This is a genomic window from Rhodococcus koreensis (assembly GCF_900105905.1).
Lineage (GTDB): Bacteria > Actinomycetota > Actinomycetes > Mycobacteriales > Mycobacteriaceae > Rhodococcus_F > Rhodococcus_F koreensis.
Genome location: NZ_FNSV01000005.1, coordinates 7,777,501 through 7,801,567, shown reverse-complemented (window position 1 = coordinate 7,801,567; position 24,067 = coordinate 7,777,501). Strand labels below are relative to the sequence as shown.

The following is a 24,067-nucleotide window of genomic DNA, read 5'->3' as shown; positions in this document are numbered from 1 at the left end:
TACGGACAGGAACCGGTCGACTCCACTACGGTTGAACGGGCGGCCCAGCCCACGAGCCGCCGGCAACTTCCGGCTATGGAACGGAGCCCAGTGTGACAGGTCGACTCGGAATCGACGACGTGGAACCGAACGTCGGGTGCGGCCGCTTTCCCGCCAAGGCCGTTGTGGGTGAGGTGTTTCCCGTCCGGGCAACCGTGTGGCGCGAAGGTCACGATGCCGTGGCCGCCACACTGGCGGTGCGGGGGCCGCGCAGTGCTTCGTCGGGCGGCTCGGCGACGTTCCGGATTCCCATGACCAGCGGTCCGGTGCCCGACACGGTCGACGGTTCCTTCACCCCGACCGGCGAGGGTCTCTGGACGTTCCGGATCGAGGCCTGGAGCGATCCGGTCACCACGTGGAAGCACGCGGTCGAGGCGAAGCTCGCGGTGGGACAGGGTTCGGCCGAACTGGCCAACGACCTCGAGATCGGTGCACGGTTGTTCGAGCGTGCCGCGAAGGGCGTCCCCCGCGGGGACCGTTCACGACTGACCGGGGTCGCGGCGTCGCTGCGTTCCGACCGTCACCTCTCCGAGCGGGTGGCTCCGGCGTTCGGATCGGACGTGACCGAACTGCTGCGCGCGCATCCGCTGCGCGAACTGGTCACGAAGAGCGAGGCGCACACCGTGCTCGTCGATCGCACGCGGGCGCTGTTCGGGTCGTGGTACGAGTTCTTCCCGCGATCCACCGGCGGCCGGGACGAGAACGGCAGGCCCCGGCACGGCACGTTCGCGACGTCCGCGGCGGCGCTTCCCCGGATCGCGTCGATGGGTTTCGACGTGGTGTACCTGCCACCCATCCACCCGGTGGGAAAGATCAACCGGAAGGGCCCCAACAACACGCTGACCCCGGGCCCCGAGGACGTCGGTTCGCCGTGGGCGATCGGCTCGGACGAGGGCGGCCACGACGCCATCCATCCCGAGCTCGGGACGCTGCGCGATTTCAAGGCGTTCATCGCCGCCGCCCGGAAGCTGAACCTGGAGGTGGCGATCGACCTGGCCCTGCAGGCCGCACCGGACCATCCCTGGGCGAAGAAGCACCCGGAATGGTTCACCGTCCTTCCCGACGGCACCATCGCCTACGCCGAGAACCCGCCGAAGAAGTATCAGGACATCTACCCGGTCAACTTCGACGACGACCGCGACGGCATCTACGCGGAGGTCCTGCGGGTCGTGCGGCACTGGGTTGCGGCGGGCGTCAAGATCTTCCGGGTCGACAACCCGCACACCAAACCGGCGGACTTCTGGGAGTGGCTGATCGCCGAGGTCAAGAAGTCGGATCCGGACGTCCTGTTCCTGTCCGAGGCGTTCACCCGTCCGGCACGACTGTACGGTCTCGCCCGCCGCGGGTTCACGCAGTCCTACACGTATTTCACGTGGCGGACGGCCAAGTGGGAGTTGACGGAGTTCGGCAAGGAGATCGCCGCCAAGGCCGACGAGGCGCGCCCCAACCTCTTCGTCAACACCCCGGACATCCTGCACGAGAGCCTGCAGACCGGCGGTCCGGGAATGTTCGCGCTGCGCGCCGCGCTGGCGGCGACCCTGTCGCCCACGTGGGGCGTGTACTCGGGTTACGAACTGTACGAACATGTTCCGGTGCGTCCGGGCAGTGAGGAGTACCTCGACTCGGAGAAGTACCAGCTGCGTCCCCGTGACTTCGAGGGAGCGGCCGCCCGCGGCGAGTCCCTGGAACCGTGGATCACCGCGCTCAACCGGATCCGCAGGCAGCATCCGGCGCTGCAGCAGTTGCGCAACATCCATTTCCACCACGTCGACAACGACGCCCTGATCGCGTACTCCAAGTTCGACGCCACCACCGGCGACGCCGTGCTGACGGTGATCAATCTCAACCCGTACGGCGCCGAGCAGGGCAACGTGTGGCTGGACATGCCGGCGCTCGGCCGCGACTGGCACGACCACCTGACCGTGCTCGACGAGGTCACCGGGGAGCAGTATCACTGGGGGCAGACCAACTTCGTGCGCCTCGAACCGTGGCGGGCCGTGGCCCATATCCTGGCATTACCGTCGATTCCCTATCCGGCCAGAACGAAGCTGGCCTACCGCGGAGGTACATAGTGACCGTCGAACCGCCTGTCGCCATCGCACCCGACGCCGCCGACCTCGACCTGCTGGCCCGGGGCGAGCACCACAACCCGCACTCGATCCTGGGCGCGCACCCACATCCCGAGGGCACGGTGATCCGCGCGCTGCGCCCCTACGCCGAGGCCGTCGACGCCGTCATCGGTGGGACGAGTTTCTCGCTGGAACACCTCGCGCACGGTGTGTGGGGCGCGCTGGTGCCGTACCGGGACCTGATGGACTACCGGCTGTCCACGACGTGGCCGGGTGGTCACAACGACGTCTCCGCCGACGGCTACCGGTTCCTGCCGACGCTCGGCGAACTCGACCTGCACCTGTTCGGTGAGGGCAGGCACGAGCGGCTGTGGGAGATCCTCGGCGCGCACCGCCGCCGCTACGACACCCCCGACGGCACCGTCACCGGCACGTCGTTCGCCGTGTGGGCGCCCAATGCCCGCGGGGTGAGCGTGATCGGCGATTTCGACGGGTGGAGCGGCCGGAACTTCCCGATGCGGGTGCTCGGGTCGACGGGGGTGTGGGAGTTGTTCGTCCCCGGTATCGAGGTCGGCGACCTGTACAAGTTCCGGGTCCACGGCCCCGACGGCAGTGTGCGCGACAAGGCCGACCCCATGGCCTTCGCGACGGAGGTCCCTCCCGCGACCGCGTCCCGGGTGTCGGTGAGCACGTACGAATGGAACGACGCCGAGTGGCTGGCGCAGCGGGCGGCCACCGAGCCCGCGCAGTCCCCGATGAGCGTGTACGAGGTGCACCTCGGTTCGTGGCGACCGGGGCTGAACTACCGCGAGATGGCCGAGCAACTCGCCGCCCACGTCACGGAGACGGGGTTCACGCACGTCGAACTGCTGCCGGTCGCCGAGCACCCGTTCGGCGGGTCCTGGGGATATCAGGTGACGTCGTACTACGCGCCCACCTCACGGTTCGGCTCGCCCGACGACTTCCGGTGGTTCGTCGACCACCTGCACGCCGCCGGCATCGGCGTCATCGTCGACTGGGTGCCTGCCCACTTCCCCAAGGACGAGTGGGCGCTGGCCCGGTTCGACGGCACACCGCTCTACGAGCACAGCGATCCCCAGCGCGGCGAGCAACTCGACTGGGGAACGTACGTGTTCGATTTCGGGCGTCGCGAGGTCCGCAACTTCCTCGTCGCCAATGCGCTGTACTGGCTCGACGAGTTCCATGTGGACGGTCTGCGCGTCGACGCGGTCGCGTCGATGCTGTACCTCGACTATTCGCGGCCGGAGGGCGGCTGGACACCGAACATCCACGGCGGCCGGGAGAACCTGGAGGCGGTCGCGTTTCTGCAGGAGACCAACGCCACGGTCCACAAGCAGCACCGCGGGGTCGTCACCATCGCCGAGGAATCGACGGCGTGGCCGGGTGTCACCCGCGCGACCAACGTCGGCGGACTCGGGTTCAACATGAAATGGAACATGGGGTGGATGCACGACACCCTCGGGTTCCTGGCGCACGATCCCGTCCACCGCAGCTATCACCATCACGAGATCACGTTCTCCCTGATGTACGCGTGGAGCGAGAACTATCTGCTCCCCATCAGCCACGACGAGGTGGTGCACGGGAAGGGCACGCTGTGGACGCGGATGCCCGGCGACGACTGGTCGAAGGCCGCCGGCGTGCGGGCCCTGCTGGCGTACATGTGGTCGCACCCCGGCAAGCAACTGCTGTTCATGGGTCAGGAGTTCGGGCAGACCGCGGAGTGGTCCGAGGAACGCGGACTCGACTGGTATCAGCTCGACGACCCGTATACGGGCGGCTTCCACCGCGGTCTGCTCCGGCTCGTCCACGACCTCAACGCCACGTACCGCGAGCACCCGGCGTTGTGGACGCTCGACACGTCACCGGGTGGGTTCTCCTGGATCGACGCCAACGACACGGCGAACAACGTCCTGAGCTTCCTGCGTTACGGCACCGACGGGTCGATTCTGGCGTGCCTGTTCAATTTCTCGGGTTCCGCGCACGCGAATTATCGTGTGGGCTTGCCAGAACGGGGCGAATGGCGTGAAATTCTCAACACCGACGCCGAGGTCTACGCAGGATCGGGTTGGGGAAATCTCGGTGCGGTGACGGCAACTTCGCAGCCGTGGCACGGCCGTCCCGCCTCCGCGGAGGTGGCACTGCCCGCGAACGGAGCGATCTGGATGAGTCTGGAGCGTTGATGAAGGCACGGCCTTGCTGACCCGACGTCGGCTGTGGGCTGCGAGCGTGAGCGTTCTGGCCGCGACTGCGGTCGTACTGTCGGGGTGCACGCGTTCGGTGGACGGTGAGGCCGCGTCCATCTACGACGATCCGTTCAAGGTGGCGGGCCTCGACGCCACGTCGGGTCCGAGCGGTGCCCGCAAGGGCGCGCCCGCCGCCGACCTCCCCGTCACCGGCACCGACGGCGGTGAGATCGACACGATGGCGGCCAACGCGGTGAGCGACATCGAGAGTTACTGGCGCACCGAGTTCCCGGCACTGTTCCAGCGCACGTTCGAGCCGGTGGAGGAGCTGATCTCCTGGGATCCGCGGGATTCCGACGGCCCCCGGTTCTGCGGAGACAGCACCAAGGAACTCCTCAACGCCGGCTACTGCAGCACCGACCACACCATCGGCTGGGACCGCGCGCTGCTGCTGCCGGAGGTCGTGGAGAAGTTCGGCATCGTCGCCGCCGTCTTCGTGCTGGCCCACGAGTACGGGCACGCCGTCCAGACGAAGGCGGGAATCGCCGACGAGAACGTGGGCGGCGGCATCGTGCGGGAACAGCAGGCCGACTGTTTCGCGGGGGCATTCATGCGGCACATCGCGGAAGACAAGGCGCCCCATTTCACGCTGAACACGTCGGACGGCCTCAACAAGGTACTGGCGTCGGCAGTGGCGATCGGTGACACCGACCCGAACGATCCGGACAACGTGCACGGCTCGGCGTTCGAACGAGTCACCGCCACCCAGATCGGATTCACGGACGGACCGGCAGCGTGCACGCGCATCGACGAGAAGGAGATCGACTCGCGGCGCGCGGATCTGCCGCAGCGCTTCGCCGACGACACCGACGACGGCGAACTTCCCGTCACCGACGAGTCCGTCGAGGCGTTCTTCACGTCGTTCCAGCAGATCTTCGATCTCAGCGATCCGCCCACGCTGCAACTCGACGGCGCCGACCTCGACTGCGCGGACGCCGACGTGACGGAACCGGTGTCGTACTGCCCGGCCACCAACACGATCGGGGTCAGTGTCGACGCCCTCGCCGAACGCGGCACACCGGGACGCCCGGGCCGTCGTGAACTGTTCCAGACCAAGCTCACCGGCGACTACAACGCGTACGTCCTGCTCGCCTCGCGGTACACCCTGGCGTTGCAGCGGGACCGGGGCGACGATCTGCACTCACCGCAGACCGCGCTGCGGGCCGCCTGCCTGTCCGGTGTCATCACCAGCGCGCTGAGCCCGGCCAGTCCGGCCACCCTGGCGGAGGGCAGCGTGTGGTTGTCCCCCGGCGACCTCGACGAGGCGGTCTCGGGACTGCTCACCGACGGACTCGCCGCCAGTGACGTGAACGGGGAGACCGTGCCGAGCGGGTTCTCCCGGGTCGACGCCTTCCGCACCGGCGTGCTCGGAGGCGAGCAGGCCTGCGAGGGCCGGTACCGCTGACCGGTCGCCGGCTCAGATCTCCCGATAGCCGAGCGCCGCGGAGATCCGTCCGGCGGCCCGGCACACGACCGGCACGAGGCCGCGCATCCGCTCGTCGGGCATGTACGGACTGGGGACTTCTGCTGTCGGCCTTCGGCTGGACGTATGCAGCGCTGCAGATTCCCGGTGGATGGCTCGTCGACCGGATTCCCCCGAGACTGCTCTGCCCCGCCTGCCCTCATCCTCTGCTCGATCGCGACCGCGTGCATGGGGTCATCGGCGGCCTCGTGGCGCTCATCGCGTTGCGACTGCTGGTCGGCGTGTTCGGGGGCGCCCGCGTATCCCGATCAACAGCCGGGTCGCGACGGCCTGGTACCCGAGCATGAACGTACGATCGTGATCGGTTTCTACACCTCCGGACAGTTCATCGAACTGGCCCTGCTCCCTTCCTTCTCTCATGGTTGCAGTCCGTGCTTGTCCTGGCACGTCGACCTCGTGGAGGAGGAACGCGAGCGTCCGGAGGTGACCCGGAACGATGTCGCCACCGTCCTCGGCCGGCACAAGCTGTGGGGAATATACCTGGGGCAGTTCTGGCTCACGTCGACGCGGTGGTTCTTCGTCACCTGGTTCCCACCTACCTCGTTGATTTACCGGGGCATGGATTACTTGACTTCCTCTCGGCCGTGAACGACCGAGATTCCCCCGAGACTCGCGTCCCGAGGTTCCTGTTTCACCGACAGTCGCCGCCCCGCACTTTATGTGCGAGGCGGTCTCACACCGTCTCCGCAGGCTGCCACCGCCAGTCCGACGGCCAAAATATTCCTCGCCGCGTTCACATCCCGATCATGGACGACGCCGCACCGGCACGCCCACTCCCGCACGTCCAGCGGCATCGTCGACGCGACCTCCCCGCACACCGAGCAGGTCTTCGACGACGGATAGAACCGGTCGACCGCCACCACCCGCCGCCCGTACCAGTCGGCCTTGTACTCGAGCATCGACCGGAACTCCGACCAACCCGCATCCGAGATCGCCCGAGACAACGACCGAATCTTCACCATGTTCCGCACACTCAGATCCTCGATGGCGATCACTTGATTTTCGCGCACCAGCCGAGTGGAAAGTTTGTGCAGATAATCGCGACGCCGATCAGCGATCCGACCATGAATCTTCGCGACCTTCAGTCGGGCCTTGGCCCGATTACGCGATCCCTTCTCCTTCTTGGCCAGCATCCGTTGCGCCTTCACCAACCGCGCACGGTCCGCGCGCTCGTGGCGCGGGTTGGTGATCTTCTCCCCCGTCGAGAGCGTGTAGAGGCTCGTGATCCCGGCATCGAGCCCGACCACCCGATCGGACGGCTCGAGTTCGGTGATCGTGTCCTCGACGAGAATCGAGATGTGGTACTGACCGCGAGCATTGCGCGACACCGTCACCTGCGACGGCACAGCCCCCTCCGGCAGCGGCCTCGACCACCGAATATCCAAGGGTTCGGCCTGCTTGGCCAACCGGACCTGCCCACCCCGGTAGGTGAAGCAGTTCGAGTAGTAGGTCGCCGAATCCTTCGACCGCCCCTTCCTCTTGAACTGCGGGTAGCCGGCCTGCTTGCGCCAGAACTTCTCGAACGCACCCTGCAACTGCCGCAGCGCCTCCTGCAACGGCCCCTTCGATGGCTCCGCCAACCACTCGGTCTCGGTGTCTCGTTTCCATCCGGTGAGCATCTTCGAGGTGTCCGCGTAGGTGACCCGTCGCTGCTCCTGCGACCAGGCACGCGACCGCTCGGCCAACGCCCGGTTGTAGACATACCGGGTGCACCCGAACGTCCGAGCAAGCTGTTCCGCCTGCACCGCAGTCGGATAGAAACGGTACTTGAACGCCCGCTTCACCACCCTCCCCGCCATAACCCAGACACTAGCCACACGGTCCGACAAACCAGATCGGCCATCCCGGACCTGAAGGACCCGGGTTTGCGCCGAGAGACTCGCGGAACAAGTCCGGATTCCTCGCGTCGCTGCCGTTCGTCGCGGCGCTCGTCGGTGTGCTGTTCTCCGGGGTGTTCTCGGACTTCCTGCTGCGCAAGGGGGTCTCTCTCGGAGTCGCCCGGAAGGGTCCGATCATCGTCGGACTGCTCTTGACCGTCGCGATGATCGGCGCGAACTTCACCGACTCGACCGCGATGGTGATCGTGTTCCTGTCCATCGCCTTCTTCGGCAACGGACTCGCGTCGATCACGTGGTCGCTGGTGTCGGCACTCGCACCGGAACGGCTGCTCGGGCTGACCGGCGGGATGTTCAACTTCATCGGCAACCTGTCGTCGATCGCCACGCCCATCGTCATCGGGTTGCTCGTCACCGAGGACAGTTTCGCTCCGGGATTCGTCTACATGACCGTGGTGACCGCGATCGGAATCGCGTCCTACGTCCTTCTGGTCGGACGGGTGGAGCGCGTTCGCAGCTGATCGCCGTCGGGGGTGACCGGGGTGAGCGCCGAAAGCACTCACCCCGGTTCCTCGTCAGTACAGTGCCGCGGCGAGTTTCCGGCGCGCGGTCATGACGACCGGCTCGGCCGGGTCGAACAGTTCGAACAACTCCAGCAGACGGGTCCGAACCCGGGTCTTGTCGTCGCCGGCGCTGCGGGCGACGACACCGATGAGGCGGGCGAACGCCGCGTCGGGCGCCTGGGAGTAGAGCTCCACGTCCGCCGCCTGCAATTGGGCGTCGATGTCGGCGGGGGCGGCGTCCGCCGCGGCGACGGCACCGGGATCGACGGACTGCACGCGGGCGAGGAAACGTACCTGGCGGATCGCGCCCTGCGCCTCCGCGTTGTCCGGTTCCGCGTCGAGGATCTTCTGGAACTCGGCTTCGGCTGCGGCCAGGTCGCCCTCGTCGAGCGCCGCCTCGGCCGCGACGAAACGCGGGTCCTCCGGCTCGGGCTCGTCCGCGTCGCCGTTGCCGGCAGGCGGCCCGGACAGTTTTCCGGCGGTCGCCTGCTGGACGGCGGCGAGCCACTGACGCAGTTGCGGTTCGGGCTGCGCGCCCTGGAAGTCGGCGAGCGGTTGACCGCCGGCGATGGCGACGACGGTCGGGACGGACTGGACACCGAAAGCCTGCGCGATGCGCGGGTTGGCATCGACGTCGACCTTGGCGAGCACCCAGGTGCCACCGGCCTCGTGTGCCAGCTTCTCGAGCAGGGGTGAGAGTTGTTTACACGGCTCGCACCAGGTGGCCCACAGGTCCACGACGACCGGGACCTGCTGGGACCGGACGAGGACCTCCGCCTCGAACGTCGCCTCGGTGACCTCGATGACGGATGCGAGGCCGGTGCCGCCGGGGGCGGCCGGGGCGGCGCCGTCCCCGGAGGGTGCGGGCGCAGGCGGGGGCGGAGCGGCCGCACGCTCCTTGAGGGCGGAGAGATCGACTGCTCCGCTCATGGCTGCGGCCACTGCTGAGGAACGCGCTGACGGACGAGAACCTGGTCGAGTCACGTCCACCAGTTTGTCACGATTCGAGCGTGCGCCGGAATGCGGGCCGTGCCTACCGCGGACTCGGTCAGACGAGCGACGGTTCGCTCTTCGCCTCGCTGGTCCGGGACAGTTCGGCCATGCGGCCGGTGCGGGCCGCCCAGACCTCGAACACGACGGTGCCGAACGGCGGGACGCTGGCGACGAGCGCCCAGAAGACGGTGACCAGGTTCCAGCTCAGCTTGCGCGCGGTCCACAGCGAGACGAGCAGGTACAGCACGAAGACGCCGCCGTGGATCGGGCCGAAGATCTTCACGCCGATCTCGTTGCCGTCGGCGGGCAGGTACTTGAAGGCCATGCCGATGAGGAGGCCGAGCCAGGTGAATGCCTCCAGAATTGCGACAAATCGGAAGCGCTTGGCCGTGGTGCTGAGATCGAAGACGTTCGCCATGCCGACCATTGTGCCCGACCATCTACGACAGTCCGTAGTGGTGTGAGGCACACCACCACGGACCATCGTCTGTCAAGACTTGGGGACGCGGACGATCAGGGCGTCACCCTGACCGCCTCCACCGCACAGTGCCGCCGCGCCCACGCCGCCGCCGCGACGGCGCAACTCGAGTGCCAGATGCAGTGCGATCCGCGCACCCGACATCCCCAGCGGATGCCCCATCGCGATCGCGCCGCCGTTGACGTTCACGATTTCCGGATCCAGGCCCAGCTCCCGCGTCGACGCGATCCCGACCGCAGCGAAGGCCTCGTTGATCTCCACCAGGTCCAGGTCCTTCGGGGCGATCCCTTCCTTGGCGCACGCCTTCGCGATGGCCCGCGCCGGCTGGGACTGCAGCGTCGAATCCGGGCCCGCCACTACCCCGTGCGCCCCGATCTCCGCAATCCAGGACAGCCCCAGTTCCTGAGCCTTCGCCTTGCTCATCACGACGACGGCGGCCGCGCCGTCCGAGATCTGCGACGCCGACCCGGCGGTGACGGTGCCGTCCTTGCTGAACGCCGGCCGCAACCTGGCCAGCGACTCGGCGGTCGTATCGCCCCGCACGCCCTCGTCGGAGCCGACGAGCACGGGATCGCCCTTGCGCTGCGGCACCGGAACCGGCACGACCTCGTCGTCGAAGACACCGTCCTTCCAGGCGCGCGCCGCCTTCTGGTGCGACGCTGCCGCGAACGCATCCTGCTCCTCACGGCTGATCCGCTGCCCGTCCTCCGCGTTCTTCGCCTCCGTCAGGCTGCCCATCGCCTGATCGGTGAAGATGTCGTACAACCCGTCGAACGCCATGTGGTCGCGCATCGTGACGTCGCCGTACTTGAACCCCTCCCGCGACTTCTCCAGCAGGTGCGGGGCACGCGACATCGACTCCTGGCCGCCGGCGACGACGACGTCGAACTCGCCGGCCCGGATCAGCTGATCCGCCAACGCGATCGCGTCGATCCCCGACAGGCACACCTTGTTGATCGTCAGCGCAGGCACGTCCATCCCGATCCCGGCGGCCACGGCGGCCTGCCGCGCCGGGATCTGACCGGCCCCCGCCGTGAGCACCTGGCCCATGATCACGTACTCGACCTGTTCGGGGGCGACGCCCGCCTTCTCCAGTGCACCGCGAATCGCCACCCCACCCAGATCGGAACCCGACACATCCTTCAACGAACCCAGCAACCGGCCCATCGGGGTCCGGGCTCCGGCGACGATCACAGAACTGGTCACGATTTCCTCCGCGTGAGACGAATGGGCGGGTGCCGGGCGACGGAAGTCACATCCCGACGAGAACTACCGAAACGGTAGCGCTAACGTCGGGACCATGACACAGTCCTCCCCCACCCAGTCCACGTCGCCGCTGTCCTCGGATCTGGTGACCGCCATCGACCACGTCGGCATCGCCGTTCCCGACCTCGACGCCGCCATCGCGTGGTACTCCGAGCACCTCGGCATGGTGTCGACACACGAAGAGGTGAACGAGGAGCAGGGCGTGCGCGAAGCGATGCTGAGCGTCGTCGGCGCTCCCGCGGGCAGCACCGCGCTGCAGCTTCTCGCGCCGCTGAACGAGAACTCGACCATCGCCAAGTTCATCGATCGCAGCGGTCCCGGTCTCCAGCAGCTGGCGTACCGCGTCACCGACATCGACGCCATCTCCGCCCAGTTGCGCGAGCGCGGCGTCCGGCTGCTGTACGACGCACCCCGCCGCGGAACCGCCGACTCGCGCATCAACTTCGTCCACCCGAAGGACGCGGGCGGAGTTCTCGTCGAGCTGGTCGAGCCGTCGGCGACCCACTAGAGCTGTGACCGGCCGCCGGGTGCCAGGCGCAGAGACAAGTTCTACTTTGCCCAGGTAGATTGGCGGCCATGGTAAACGAGCAGGACCGTGGTTCGATCCCCCTTCCCTTCTCCACCGTGCGTAAGGGATTCGACCGGGACGAGGTACGCAACTACTTCGAGCGATTCGACGCCGAGCTGCGCGTCACTGCCGCCGACCGCGACGCCGCGGCGGCGCAGGCGCGGGATCTCGCCAAGCAACTCGACGACGCGCGGGACGAGATCGACGATCTCCGCAAGGACGTCGACCGCCTGTCGGTTCCGCCGACCACCGCGGAGGGAATGAGCGACCGCATCTCGCGCATGCTCCGGCTCGCGTCGGACGAGGCGTCCGAGGTGCGCGCGAAGGCCGAGGCCGACGCCGCCGAGACGATCTCCGTCGCCGAGCAGGAGGGCGCGCAGCTCCGCGGCCAGTACGAGTCGCTGGTCGCGGAACTCGAAGACCGCCGCAGCGCGCTCGAGATTCAGCACGAGCAGACCATGGCGAAGGCCCGCACGGAGGCGGCGAAGATCGTCGAGGCCGCGCAGTCCGAGCGCGACCGCCTCGCCGCCGAGGCCGAACTGCGTCGCTCGCAGGTTCAGGAGGACTTCGACCTCTCGATGTCCGAGCGCCGCCAGAAGACGATCACGGCGGTGAACGAGCTCGAGTCCACCAGCAAGGCCGAGGCGCAGCGTCGTCTCGCGGACGCCACGCACGAGGCGGAGCGCAGGCTGCAGGCTGCCACCGACCAGTCGGAGCGCAAGATCGCCCACGCCAAGGAACTCGCGGAAGAGCTTCGCGTGCTCCGCGGCCGGATCCTGGCGCAGCTCTTGGGCATTCGAGGGCAGCTCGATTCGGTTCCCGCCATGTTGGCGTCGGTCAACCGGGAGAGTGAACTCCTGGACGCGCAGCCCGAAACCACGGCGTCGAAGTCCGAGAAGCGTCCGAACGAGAACCCGAACAGCCAGTCGGCACCGAACGGCGCAGCGGACCGCAAGACCGAGTCGGGCGAGTCCGGGTCGAACGCGTCAGGGAAGAAGTCCGGGGACGAGACGGACAACTCGGACGAGGACACCGCGGTGCTCTCCACCGTCGAGAAGACCCAGGCGAACCGGCCTGCGGGTCAGCGAACGGTGAAGACCGGAAGCTAGGACCACCTGCGGGTGAGGCCCCGGGTGCTGCGTCCCGACCAGCACCCGGTGTGCCAGTGCCGCCGGTCCTCGGCTCCGCCGTATTCGGCGGGCCAGGTGACGAGGTGGGCGACACCGGGCCGGATGTCATGATCGCAGCCCGGGCACCGGTACGACTTGGTCGCCCGGGCCCCGGGGATGGTGCGGACGATGTAGCTCTCGTCCGCGTCGCCCGCGGGACCGGATTCCTGACGCATCAGCGCACTACCGAACAGCGAGCCCTCGGAATTGTCCGGGGGCGCACTGCGGCGCGTGTTCTTCCGCTGCGGTTTACGACGGGGCACGGGTTGAGCCTAGGCCTCAGAAGAGCCGGAACTCGGTGCTCTCGGTGCCGCGCAGCGCTTCGTAGTCGAGCACCAGGCACCGGATTCCGCGGTCGGTGGCAAGGGTTTTGGCCTGCGGCTTGATCTGCTGGGCGGCGAAGACGCCGCTCACCGGTGCCAGCAGCGGATCGCGGTTGAGCAGTTCGAGGTACCGCGTGAGTTGCTCGACACCGTCGATGTCGCCGCGGCGCTTGATCTCCACGGCGACGGACGCGCCGTCGGCGTTCCGGCACAGCAGGTCGACGGGACCGATCGCCGTCATGTATTCACGCCGGACCAATGTGTAGCCGTTGCCGAGCGTTTCCACGTGTTCGGCGAGCAACTCCTGCAGGTGCGCTTCGACACCGTCCTTGACGAGCCCGGGATCGACTCCGAGTTCGTGACGGGAGTCGTGCTCGATCTCCTCGATGGTGATCCGCAGTTCCTCACCGGCCTTGTTGGTCACGACCCACAGGGCTTCGGCGTCCTCGACGGAGTCCTCGACGAGCCAGCAGGGCGGGCTCATCCAGTTCAGGGGCTTGTAGGCGCGGTCGTCGGCGTGGATGCTCACGGAACCGTCGGCCTTGATCAACAACAGGCGACGAGCGGTGGGCAGATGTGCCGTCAAACGGCCTACGTAGTCGACTCGGCATCTGGCAATCACTAGGCGCACCCGCCCACCCTAAGGGATCGTGCCGACTAGTCTCGAATGACTATGCTCAGCCCTCGCCGATCCGTCGCCCCGCTGGGGTCGTGGTTGCTGGGATCGCCGGACGAGAGTCCCCGCCGGCGCCGCATCCGTGTCCAGTTGCTGCTGACCGCGCCGCTGGTGTTCACGAATCTCGTCGGTGCGGTGATCACCTGCCTGCTCATCAGCGTCGTCGTCCCCGGGCCGAGTGTGTGGGCGAGCGAGTTCGCGATCGCCAACTTCGTCGCAGTGCCGGTGTTCGTGCTGTGCGCGGTGCTGATCGGCGTGACCTGGGGCACCAAGCGACTGGTGTCGGATCTGCGATGGGCAACGGAGGACGACGTGCCCACCGACCACGACCGGTCGGCGGCGTTCCGCGCCCCGTGGCGCCTGACCCGGGTCCAGGCGGCGCTGTGGGGCATCGGGTTGGTCTTCTTCACGACGCTGTACGGCCTCATCGATCCCCAGACCATCCCGAAGGTCGCGTTCACGATCGCGATGGCCGGCATCACGGTGTGTGCGTTCTGCTACCTGCTGACGGAGTTCGCGCTCCGTCCCATCGCCGCCCGCGCACTCGGATCGGACGGACCGCAACCCCGCCGCACGCTCGGCATCACCGGCCGCACGGCGCTGGCGTGGATCCTCGGGACGGGCGTTCCCGTGCTTGGCCTGATGCTCATCGCGACCTTCAGCTTCATCCGTCCGGCGAGCCCGACCAGCCTCGCGGTGTCGATCCTCGCGCTCGGTGGTGTGATTCTGCTGTTCGGTCTGCTGCTGGTGGTGATCAGTGTGCGCGCCACCGAGGCGCCCATCCGCTCGGTGGCGCAGGGCATGGCGAAGGTGGCCGACGGCGATCACGATGCCGAGGTCGTCGTGTACGACGGCACCGAACTCGGCGCGCTGCAGACCGGGTTCAACCGGATGGTCGAGGGACTGCGCGAACGTGAGCGGATCCGCGACCTCTTCGGGCGGCACGTCGGGCAGGACGTGGCGTCGCAGGCGCTTCGGCACAACCCCGAACTCGGCGGGGAGGAACGCGACGTGGCGGTGCTGTTCGTCGACATCATCGGGTCCACCACGATCGCGGCCACCCGGTCTCCGGCGGAGGTCGTGGATCTGCTCAACCGGTTCTTCGACGTGGTCGTCGACGAGGTCGACCGGCGGGGCGGGTTCGTCAACAAGTTCGAAGGCGACGCCGCGCTGGCCATCTTCGGGGCACCGATGGCGCTCGACGACCACACCGGTGCGGCCCTGTCCGCTGCTCGGGTCCTGCGCGAACGGCTCACCGCCGAGGTACCGGAATGCGATGCGGGAATCGGGGTGGCGGCCGGTCGCGCGGTGGCCGGAAACATCGGCGCCCACGAACGTTTCGAGTACACGGTGATCGGCGATCCGGTCAACGAGGCGGCGCGGTTGTCCGAGCTCGCCAAGAATGTTCCCGGGCACGTCGTCGCGTCCGAGCGGGCGATCGCCGCGGCGTCCGAGGACGAAGGCACGCGGTGGCAATGTACCGACACCGTCACCCTGCGCGGGCGTCTCGAACCGACCACGCTGGCCGTTCCCGCCGAACTAATCCCCGCCGGTTCCGCCGCCGACGATGAGGGCGCCGACTCCGTCGAGTAGCCGGGCGAGCCCGAATTCGAAGGCGTGGGCGGGCGAGAACGCGGCGTTGTGGTGCTCCCCCGCCGTGGCCCCGACCCGGGTGGCGAGCGGAAACCGCTCGGGGTCGAAGACCTTCTCGAAGTGCGGCGCGACGCTCTGCCACCACTCGCTGTCCACCTCGCCCTGGTCGGCGAGCGCGGCCGCGTCCACCGCCGCCCGCGCCGCGCCGGCGACGAAACTGTCGAGGAGTGTGACGACGGAGTCCATGTCGAGGTCCGGCAGTCCCAGTCCCTCGACCGCGCGCAGTTCCCGCTCGTACTTGGCCATCCCGCCGGGCCCGAGGACCGGCCGGCTCAGCGCGACGACTCCGAGCATCCACGGGTGTGCGCACAGCAGTTGGAAATAGTCGTGCGCGGCGGCCGTGAGACGCTCCCGCCACCCCGCGTCGGTGTCGTCGCCCGGTTCGAGCGTGGACAGCGCCCGGTCGAGCATCACCTCGACCAGTTCCGTCTTTCCGGGAACGTGCGTGTACAGCGACATCGCCCCGACGCCGAGTTCGGCCGCGAGCCGGCGCATCGAGACGGCGTCCAGCCCCTCCGCATCCGCGACGGAGACGGCGGCCTCGACGATCCGGTCGAGTGTCAGGCCGGGTTTGCCGTTGCGGGGACGCGAGATCGGCGTGCTGCCGCCACCCCACAGCAACTCCATGATGCGGGCGGGGTCGCCCTCCGGTGCCGCGCTTCTTCCCATGCCGAGATCTTCCCACGGCGCCCGGGAACAATTCCGCACGCCGCCTCGTTGACGTACGGCGTACCATAAACCCGGCGAAAGGCGCAGTAGTGACAGCAGAGCCCACCCTCGCCGGCTGCGCGGCCACCTTCGTCCCCGCCGATCCTCCGCGCGACTCGCGCCTGGTGTTCTGGAGCGATTCACCGGACGGGCAGCAGCCACCGAGTGCCGATTCCCGCACCCGGATCTTCACTGGCAGAGAGGTGAACAGCGTTCCGACGCAGAATGTTTCCCTCGCCGACGCGCTGCCGATGCTGCTGTCGCCGGCACCCGGCGACACGGCGCATCGATCGGTCGCGTTCTGGGCCGCCTCCGCCCGCACCGCCGTCGGATACCTCGAGGCGGGCAAGGTCCTGCCCTCGGTCACACCGCACGGCCGCGACGTCTGGCGGCTCGGCACCCTCGACGACGAGGACGCATCGCACCTGCGTCTGCTGGCCGCCGCGCTCCCGCCCGAAGCTCGCGCCATCCCGCTCGGGGATCCGCGCGCCGACGGAGTTCGCCTCCCCGCCGCCGCGGACGTCCTGCGCGACTTCCTTACCGCGGTCGTCGACACCGTCCCGCGACTCGGTTCGCCCGCCGACGCCGGCCCCTACCTGGCCTGGGATGCCGAACCCTCCCCGGAACTGCAGGTGTGGGCGGACGCCCTCACACCCGAGGCGATCGCGCTGTCGTTGCGGATCGACCCCGTCGATCCCGGCGCGGTGGATCTCTCGGACAGCGAATTCGACGCCACGGTCCAGGTGCACGGCGTCGCGCGGCCCGGAGTGGTGTGCGACGCCGTGGACCTGTGGCGGCATCCGACGCTCGCCGAATCCGCGTTCGCTTCCGACCCGCGGATCGAGGTTCTCGGTGCCCTCCGCCGCGCGGCCCAGGACTGGGCTCCGCTCGAAGATCTGTTGCGGGCGGAGGCGCCGCACCGCATCCGGCTCGAGGACGACGACCTGGGCTCCCTCGCCGGGGACGCCGGCCGTCGGCTGCGCGAGCGGGGCGTCCAGATCCATTGGCCGCGCGCACTGGTCGCCCAGACGTCGACCCGCATCATCCTCGGCGACCCCGGATCCCGGGAGGGCGCAGCCGCTTTCGGCGGCGACCGCGCCTTCGACTTCGACTGGCGCGTCGCGGTGGGCGAAGACGCACTCACGCGGGAGGAGATGGAAGAGCTGGTGTCGGCGAAGCGGGCAGTCGTGAAACTCCGCAACCGGTACGTCGTCGCGGACGCGGAGACGATACGAAAGACCCTCCTGCGGCGGACCGGAACCATGACGGCCGTCGAGGCCCTTCGGGCCGCGCTGACCGGCCGGGCCAGGCGCGGCGAGGACGACGTCCGCGTCGACTCCTACGGGGCGGCCGCGGCGGTGGCGCGGGAGCTGTCGGACGGGGATCCGGAGCCCGTGCCGGTCCCCGCAGCCCTGCGCGCGCAACTGCGGGACTACCAGCTGACCGGCTTCCGCTGGCTCGCCGGGCTCACGTCACGGGGCCTGGGCGCCTGCCTCGCCGACGACATGGGCCTGGGAAAGACGTTGACCCTCATCGCGCTTCACCTGCACCGGCAGCAGGACCCGGACACGGCGGGACCCACACTCGTGGTCTGTCCCGCGTCCCTGCTGGGGAACTGGCGGCGGGAGATCGAGCGTTTCGCACCGGGCACCGGTGTCCTCGTCCACCACGGTCCGAGCCGCCGGCCTCCCGGTGAGACGGTCGCGGACGGCAGCGACACCGTCGTCCTCACCACGTACGCGACGATGCGGCTCGATTGCGAAGTTCTCGCCGGGACGACGTGGGGTCTGGTCGTCGCGGACGAGGCCCAGCATCTGAAGAACCGGTCCGCAGCCGTGACGCGGGCGCTGCGGACCATTCAGGGACAGGCGCGCGTCGCCCTCACCGGCACGCCGGTGGAGAACCGGCTCAGCGACCTCTGGTCGATCCTCGACGGCGTCACCCCCGGTCTCCTCGGCCCCTACGCGCAGTTCCGGCGCCGCTACGACGGCTCGTCCGAGATGGACGGGCCCGCCGGCGCGGCGGAGTTGGCGGCATTGATCTCACCGTTCGTGCTCCGGCGCAGGAAGTCGGATCCGGGGATCGCCCCCGAGCTTCCACCGAAGACGGAGGTCGACCTCGACGTCACGCTCACCCCGGAGCAGGCCGGCATGTACGAGGCGCTCGTCCGCGACGCCATGGAGCGGATCGAGACGAGCGAGGGCATCGGGCGGCGCGGCAGCATCGTGTCGCTGCTGACCGGTCTGAAGCAGATCTGCAATCACCCCGCCCAGTACCTCGGCCAGGAGCACGCCACGCTCACCGGCCGTTCCCACAAGATCGGTCTGCTCGACGAGCTGATCGACACGAACCTGTCGGAGGGCGGCCGTTCCCTCGTGTTCACCCACTTCACCACGATGGGACGACTGCTGCGACGGCACCTGACGACGCGCGGGGTGACGTGCGAGTTCCTGCACGGAGGCACGTCCGTCGGGGCCCGGGAGGACCTCGTCGAACGCTTCCAGAACGGCGACGTCCCCGTCCTGATCCTGTCCCTCAAGGCCGCAGGCACCGGGCTGAACCTCACCCGGGCCGATCACGTCGTCCACTTCGACCGCTGGTGGAACCCGGCGGTCGAGGACCAGGCCACCGATCGTGCGTACCGCATCGGTCAGACCCACCCGGTTGTCGTGCACCGGCTCGTCACCGCGGGAACCATCGAGGAACGCATAGCCGCCATGCTCGCGTCCAAGCGGCAACTCGCCGACTCGGTTCTGTCGCACGGCGCCGCCGCCTTCACCGAGCTGACCGACGGCGAACTCGCCCGGCTGGTGGCCCTGAGCCCCGACTACGACTTCGGAGGTGACCTGTGACCGACGCCGTCACGCATCCCCGCTTCCCTGCGCAGAAGGGCCGCCGCACGCGCGGCAGGACCTGGTGGGCGCAGCGCTGGGTTGACGACGTCGAGCAGGCCGCGCTCGACTCGAACACACTGAAGCGCGGACGCGCCTATGCCCGTGGCGGACTGGTCGGTCCGCTCACGTTCGCGCCCGGGCTCGTCTCCGCGGACGTGCACACCGACGACGAGAGCCTGCACGTGCGGATCCGGGTGGACCCGCTGGACGAGCGACAGTGGGGCGAGGTGCTCGAGACTCTCGCGTCGCGGAGCGGTCACGTCGCCCAGTTGTCGAGTGGGACGCTCCCCCGCGAACTCGACGAGGATCTCGCAGCCGTCGACGTGTCACTGATTCCGTCGATGTTCGACGCCGATGCGACCTGCACCTGCGAGGAGTGGGACGTGCCGTGCCGCCACGCCGCTGCGGTGCTGTATCAGGCCGCGTGGGTCCTCGACGACGACCCGCTGCTGTTCTTCCTGCTGCGCGGACGCGAGGGACAGGAGATTCTGCAACGCAGGCACGGCACGCACCCGGAGACGTCCCGGTCGTCCTTCGACGATGCATGCGTCCCGGTGCCCGCAACGGATGCCTACGCCGCAGTGCCCGGACCGCTTCCGGCGCCGCCGCGCCCCGGCGGAAGCCCGGTGCGGCCATGCTGGCTGGACGGCGCTCCCCCCGAAGTTCGGGCCGACGCCGTCTGGTCTGCGATCGTCACTGCGATTTCGCGATACGGAGACCATGTCTGAGGTCGTCCGCCGGCCCGGGCACCAGGCTGGGTGCGACCACCCGGGCCCCGGTCGCCGGATACGGCGTGCAGATCTGGACGTCGTGCACGAAGCACCAGCGCCAGTTGTCCCCCGCATGGAGCGACTGGACGATCGGATGACCGCTGCGTTCCGCGTGATGTCGCGCGTGCCGCATCGGTGATCCGTCACTGCATCCGACATAGCCGCACGTCAGGCACAACATCAGGTGCTCCCAGCGGGTACCGAGTGCGAGACAGCCCTCGCACCCGTCCGACGTGTGCGCGACGACATCGCGAATCATGTTCAGATCGGGATCGTGCCAATTATTGGATTGGGTCATAAGTGCCACCCCTCAGTTACCAAGGTTGGCGGCTGATCCGTCTCGCCACATGGTCACCGCGGAACGAAAGAATCCCCCGAAATCCGGCCCCACTGGACAGCGTCCCGGTTTCGACGGCGCAAAACGGGGTAGTTCCATGCCATGGATCTGGATGCAGCCCCAGACCCGAGGGTGGATCACACCCCGCGGGCCACGAACCTGTCGGCGGTGCTGGCCGTAACCGCACACATGCACGATTGCGGGAATCGGGACGAGATCCTGTCCCTGCTCGCCGAAGCCCTCCCCGAACTCGGCCCATTCTCGGTCGAACCCGTGACCGTGCTGACGGGCGAAGTCCCCGACGATGACGTCTGGCGGCACCGCGTGTTGCTCGACGATTCGTGGTCCCGGCCGGTGTCGCTGACACTGCGGGCCGACTACCCGCCGACGCCGGTGCAGGCGACGCTCCTCGAGTTGTTGATTCAGCACACGGGGTCAGCCCTGCGCGCCGCGTCGCTCCGCTCCCGGGCCGCCACCCAGGAACGCCAACTGCGCGAGGCCACGGACGAGATCACCGCGATCGGCACGAGAGCCGCGCGGCTCGAGGAGGAAGCGAAGATCCACAGCACGTTCGGGCGACTCGCCGCGACCGGCGCCGAGGAGACCGCCATCGCCGAGACCCTCCACGAGGTGACCGGACTCGCCGTCGGTATCGAGGACGCGTTCGGCAATCTTCGTGTGTGGTCCGGCCCGGACGCGTCCGGGCCGGCACCCCGGTACCGCAAGGTCGGCGGCGGGAACCGGGTCGACGTCCTGCGCCGGGCCGCGATGGAGGGGCGCCCGCTGCGGGACGACAACCGGATCGTACAGGTGGTCCGGCCCGGCCAGACACTTCTCGGTGTCCTGTATCTGTCCGACCCGGATCACCGCGCCACCGATCTCGACACCTTCGCACTCGAGCACGCCGCGACGATGCTCGCCGTGGACATGGCACACCGCAGATCGCTCGCCGAGACGGAGGCACGGCTGAGCCGCGACCTGGGTGCCGACCTACTGGCCGGCACCGACGACGACAGCGCCTACTCGCGGGCCGACGCGCTCGGCTACGACCTGCACACACCGCAACGCGTCCTGGTCGTCCACTGGGGTCCGGACACGTCCGTCGAGTCCGTCACCGAGGCGTTCCGTCGTCACCTGACGGCCACCGACTCGTCAGCCCTCCTCGTTCACGGCAACGAGCAGCGAACCGGCGTCCTCGCCGCAGTCATGGACACCAAGACGGACGTGAACACCGTCTTCTCAGCGTTGGAGAAGTCGCTCGGTCCCGCCGTCGGTGTGGTCGGGGTCGGATCCGAATGCACCTCTCCCAGCACACTCCCCGACTCGTACACCCACGCGATGCGCGCCCTCGAAATACGAAAGCAGTCGAACTCGCCTCGCGGTGTGGCACAGTTCGACGAACTCGGCGTCTACCGCATTCTCGACTCGCACAGCAGCACCGGAGATGTCGAGGCGTTCGTGCAGGAATGGCTGGGCCCCCTGCTCGACTACGACCGGCAGCACCGCAGCACGATGACGGCCACCCTCGCCCAATACCTCGAATGCGGCGGCAAGTACGACGAGACCGCGCAGGCCCTCAGGATCCACCGCAGCACACTCCGGTACCGGATGTCCCGCATCCACGAACTGACCGGGCGTGATCTCCGCAGTGTCGACACACGCCTGAATCTCCATCTGGCGTCGAGGGCGCTGCAGGTCCTGGCCGGCGGTGCACCGGGGTGAAAAGGTGTGCGCGGCAACGGCTGCCGTCGGAAAAAGTGTTGTGAAATGCCGAAAGCCCCCCAACATGGTTGGGGGCTTTCGGTAACGGATGTTCGGCGGTGTCCTACTCTCCCACACCCTGTCGGGTGCAGTACCATCGGCGCTGGAGGGCTTAGCTTCCGGGTTCGGAATGGGACCGGGCGTTTCCCCTCCGCTATGGCCGCCGTAACTCTATGAAACTGTCACACGGAACATCAGCGAAGACACAACCAACACATCGTTGGACCGATGGTGGTGGTGGTTCTTCTTCTTCAGTTCCGAAACGTGTGTTGTTTCAGATACTGCACAGTGGACGCGTAGCTTCTTTGTGGTAAGTCCTCGGCCTATTAGTACCAGTCACCTGCATCCGTTACCGGACTTCCAGTTCTGGCCTATCAACCCGGTGGTCTGCCGGGGGCCTTACCCCCTCGAGGGGGTGAGAAACCTCATCTTGGAACAGGCTTCCCGCTTAGATGCTTTCAGCGGTTATCCCTTCCGAACGTAGCTAACCAGCGGTGCTCCTGGTGGAACAACTGGCACACCAGAGGTTCGTCCGTCCCGGTCCTCTCGTACTAGGGACAGCCTTCCTCAAGTTTCTAACGCGCGCGGCGGATAGAGACCGAACTGTCTCACGACGTTCTAAACCCAGCTCGCGTGCCGCTTTAATGGGCGAACAGCCCAACCCTTGGGACCTACTCCAGCCCCAGGATGCGACGAGCCGACATCGAGGTGCCAAACCATCCCGTCGATATGGACTCTTGGGGAAGATCAGCCTGTTATCCCCGGGGTACCTTTTATCCGTTGAGCGACACCGCTTCCACTTGCCGGTGCCGGATCACTAGTCCCGACTTTCGTCCCTGCTCGACCTGTCAGTCTCACAGTCAAGCTCCCTTGTGCACTTGCACTCGACACCTGATTGCCAACCAGGCTGAGGGAACCTTTGGGCGCCTCCGTTACATTTTGGGAGGCAACCGCCCCAGTTAAACTACCCACCAGGCACTGTCCCTGAACCAGATCATGGTCCGAGGTTAGAGGTCCAATACGATCAGAGTGGTATTTCAACAACGACTCCACACTCACTGGCGTGAGCGCTTCACAGTCTCCCACCTATCCTACACAAACCGAACCGAACACCAATACCAAGCTGTAGTGAAGGTCCCGGGGTCTTTTCGTCCTGCCGCGCGTAACGAGCATCTTTACTCGTAATGCAATTTCGCCGAGTCTATGGTTGAGACAGCTGAGAAGTCGTTACGCCATTCGTGCAGGTCGGAACTTACCCGACAAGGAATTTCGCTACCTTAGGATGGTTATAGTTACCACCGCCGTTTACTGGGGCTTAAATTCTCAGCTTCGCCACCGAAGTGGCTAACCGGTCCTCTTAACCTTCCAGCACCGGGCAGGCGTCAGTCCGTATACATCGTCTTACGACTTCGCACGGACCTGTGTTTTTAGTAAACAGTCGCTTCTCACTGGTCTCTGCGGCCCCACCCAGCTCACACTGCAAGAGTGATCACCGGACGAGGCCCCCCTTCTCCCGAAGTTACGGGGGCATTTTGCCGAGTTCCTTAACCATAGTTATCTCGATCGCCTTAGTATTCTCTACCTGACCACCTGTGTCGGTTTGGGGTACGGGCCGTGTGAAAGCTCGCTAGAGGCTTTTCTCGGCAGCATAGGATCACTGAATTCGCCTCATTCGGCTATGCGTCACCTCTCAGGCTGTGTGAATGGCGGATTTGCCTACCATTCGCCCTACAGGCTTACACCAGTATTACCACTGACTGGCTCAGCTACCTTCCTGCGTCACCCCATCGCTTGGCTACTACCAGATCAGGTCCCATGCATCCACATCCAGGGCCCCCGAAGGGACGTAAGGACGCTTCAGGATGGTTAGTATCACTGATTCACCAGGGGCGCGTTCACACGGGTACGGGAATATCAACCCGTTGTCCATCGGCTACGCCTGTCGGCCTCGTCTTAGGTCCCGACTCACCCTGGGCGGATTAACCTGGCCCAGGAACCCTTGGTCATTCGGCGGACGAGTTTCTCACTCGTCTTTCGCTACTCATGCCTGCATTCTCACTCGTGTGGCCTCCACGGCTGGGTCACCCCGCCGCTTCCATGGCCACACGACGCTCCCCTACCCATCCACACCACTGCCCACGACTCCGCAGAATCGCAGGGGTGCATTGTGTGAATGCCGCAGCTTCGGTGGTGTACTTGAGCCCCGCTACATTGTCGG

19 protein-coding genes and 2 rRNA genes (1 of these 21 cut by a window edge) are annotated in these 24,067 nt (G+C 67.4%); 11 read left to right on the top strand and 10 right to left on the bottom strand.

The genetic code is table 11. From position 1 onward, the window contains the following. Positions 1–92 precede the first annotated feature (92 nt). The 4 genes from BLV94_RS40020 to BLV94_RS52235 all read left to right on the top strand — a co-directional run bounded on the left by BLV94_RS40020 (position 93) and on the right by BLV94_RS52235 (position 6,443). Complete coding sequence (locus BLV94_RS40020; protein WP_072946988.1) at positions 93–2,111, top strand: alpha-1,4-glucan--maltose-1-phosphate maltosyltransferase; 2,019 nt, start codon at positions 93–95, stop codon at positions 2,109–2,111. Then, positions 2,111–4,309: a 1,4-alpha-glucan branching protein GlgB gene (glgB, locus tag BLV94_RS40015; RefSeq protein WP_072946986.1), complete on the top strand. Its 2,199-nt coding sequence runs from the start codon at positions 2,111–2,113 to the stop codon at positions 4,307–4,309. The genes BLV94_RS40020 and glgB overlap by 1 nt, the downstream gene beginning before the upstream one ends. Before the next feature lie 46 nt (positions 4,310–4,355). Beyond that, positions 4,356–5,777 carry a neutral zinc metallopeptidase gene (locus BLV94_RS40010; RefSeq protein ID WP_083395819.1) on the top strand — a complete coding sequence of 474 codons (1,422 nt, stop codon included), beginning with the start codon at positions 4,356–4,358 and terminating at the stop codon, positions 5,775–5,777. A 375-nt stretch (positions 5,778–6,152) separates the two neighbouring features. After that, entirely contained in the window at positions 6,153–6,443 is a 291-nt protein-coding gene (locus BLV94_RS52235; RefSeq protein WP_072946984.1) for a hypothetical protein, read from the top strand. A gap of 68 nt (positions 6,444–6,511) precedes the next feature. Here the strand turns inward: BLV94_RS52235 and BLV94_RS40000 are convergent, their stop codons facing one another. Then, complete coding sequence (locus BLV94_RS40000; protein WP_072946982.1) at positions 6,512–7,654, bottom strand: RNA-guided endonuclease InsQ/TnpB family protein; 1,143 nt, start codon at positions 7,652–7,654, stop codon at positions 6,512–6,514. A gap of 35 nt (positions 7,655–7,689) precedes the next feature. Here BLV94_RS40000 and BLV94_RS39995 point away from each other — a divergent pair, with 35 nt between their 5' ends. Next, positions 7,690–8,211, top strand: coding sequence for an MFS transporter (locus tag BLV94_RS39995; RefSeq protein ID WP_255315020.1), 522 nt, complete (start codon positions 7,690–7,692; stop codon positions 8,209–8,211). Positions 8,212–8,265: 54 nt separating this feature from the next. Here BLV94_RS39995 and BLV94_RS39990 read toward each other — a convergent pair whose 3' ends face one another. The 3 genes from BLV94_RS39990 to BLV94_RS39980 form a co-directional block, all read right to left on the bottom strand. Further along, the gene (locus BLV94_RS39990; RefSeq protein WP_072947100.1) at positions 8,266–9,183 is read right to left on the bottom strand and encodes a tetratricopeptide repeat protein; all 918 of its coding nucleotides are present in this window, start codon (positions 9,181–9,183) and stop codon (positions 8,266–8,268) included. A 118-nt stretch (positions 9,184–9,301) separates the two neighbouring features. Then, positions 9,302–9,673 carry a DUF3817 domain-containing protein gene (locus tag BLV94_RS39985; protein WP_072946980.1) on the bottom strand — a complete coding sequence of 124 codons (372 nt, stop codon included), beginning with the start codon at positions 9,671–9,673 and terminating at the stop codon, positions 9,302–9,304. A 63-nt stretch (positions 9,674–9,736) separates the two neighbouring features. Next, complete coding sequence (locus tag BLV94_RS39980; RefSeq protein ID WP_072946978.1) at positions 9,737–10,930, bottom strand: acetyl-CoA C-acetyltransferase; 1,194 nt, start codon at positions 10,928–10,930, stop codon at positions 9,737–9,739. 94 nt (positions 10,931–11,024) lie between these two features. On the opposite strand from BLV94_RS39980, the gene mce reads away from it, so the two are divergent. Together mce and BLV94_RS39970 are read left to right on the top strand one after the other, a co-directional pair. Next, positions 11,025–11,498, top strand: a complete 474-nt coding sequence (mce, locus tag BLV94_RS39975) for a methylmalonyl-CoA epimerase (protein ID WP_072946976.1) — start codon at positions 11,025–11,027, stop codon at positions 11,496–11,498. Positions 11,499–11,566: 68 nt separating this feature from the next. Further along, positions 11,567–12,667: a coiled-coil domain-containing protein gene (locus BLV94_RS39970; protein ID WP_072946974.1), complete on the top strand. Its 1,101-nt coding sequence runs from the start codon at positions 11,567–11,569 to the stop codon at positions 12,665–12,667. Here BLV94_RS39970 and BLV94_RS39965 read toward each other — a convergent pair. Further along, positions 12,664–12,990, bottom strand: a complete 327-nt coding sequence (locus tag BLV94_RS39965) for an ATP/GTP-binding protein (RefSeq protein ID WP_072946972.1) — start codon at positions 12,988–12,990, stop codon at positions 12,664–12,666. The two genes, BLV94_RS39970 and BLV94_RS39965, sit on opposite strands and share 4 nt — an antisense overlap. A 16-nt stretch (positions 12,991–13,006) precedes the next feature. After that, complete coding sequence (gene nucS, locus BLV94_RS39960; protein WP_043824264.1) at positions 13,007–13,681, bottom strand: endonuclease NucS; 675 nt, start codon at positions 13,679–13,681, stop codon at positions 13,007–13,009. Between the two features lie 36 nt (positions 13,682–13,717). Between nucS and BLV94_RS39955 the strand changes: the two genes are divergently transcribed. Beyond that, on the top strand, positions 13,718–15,319 hold the full coding sequence (locus tag BLV94_RS39955; RefSeq protein WP_083395818.1) for an adenylate/guanylate cyclase domain-containing protein: 1,602 nt from the start codon (positions 13,718–13,720) through the stop codon (positions 15,317–15,319). Here the strand turns inward: BLV94_RS39955 and BLV94_RS39950 are convergent. Continuing rightward, a complete protein-coding gene (locus tag BLV94_RS39950; protein WP_072946968.1) occupies positions 15,266–16,048 on the bottom strand; it encodes a TetR/AcrR family transcriptional regulator in 783 nt (260 codons plus the stop codon). The genes BLV94_RS39955 and BLV94_RS39950 overlap by 54 nt on opposite strands. A gap of 89 nt (positions 16,049–16,137) precedes the next feature. Here BLV94_RS39950 and BLV94_RS39945 point away from each other — a divergent pair, with 89 nt between their 5' ends. Further along, positions 16,138–18,939, top strand: coding sequence for a DEAD/DEAH box helicase (locus BLV94_RS39945; protein ID WP_072946966.1), 2,802 nt, complete (start codon positions 16,138–16,140; stop codon positions 18,937–18,939). Next, positions 18,936–19,709 (top strand): SWIM zinc finger family protein, encoded by a 774-nt coding sequence (locus tag BLV94_RS39940; RefSeq protein WP_072946963.1) that lies wholly within the window; start codon positions 18,936–18,938, stop codon positions 19,707–19,709. The genes BLV94_RS39945 and BLV94_RS39940 overlap by 4 nt, the downstream gene beginning before the upstream one ends. Here BLV94_RS39940 and BLV94_RS39935 read toward each other — a convergent pair. Further along, complete coding sequence (locus BLV94_RS39935) at positions 19,675–20,049, bottom strand: UBP-type zinc finger domain-containing protein (protein ID WP_072946961.1); 375 nt, start codon at positions 20,047–20,049, stop codon at positions 19,675–19,677. The genes BLV94_RS39940 and BLV94_RS39935 overlap by 35 nt on opposite strands. 141 nt (positions 20,050–20,190) lie before the next feature. Between BLV94_RS39935 and BLV94_RS39930 the strand changes: the two genes are divergently transcribed. Continuing rightward, entirely contained in the window at positions 20,191–21,810 is a 1,620-nt protein-coding gene (locus BLV94_RS39930) for a PucR family transcriptional regulator (RefSeq protein ID WP_072946959.1), read from the top strand. A gap of 90 nt (positions 21,811–21,900) precedes the next feature. On the opposite strand, the gene rrf is transcribed toward BLV94_RS39930, so the two are convergent. Both rrf and BLV94_RS39920 read right to left on the bottom strand, forming a co-directional pair. Further along, positions 21,901–22,017, bottom strand: a 5S ribosomal RNA gene (gene rrf / locus BLV94_RS39925). A gap of 138 nt (positions 22,018–22,155) precedes the next feature. Then, a 23S ribosomal RNA gene (locus BLV94_RS39920) occupies positions 22,156–24,067 on the bottom strand; it runs 1,224 nt beyond the window's last position.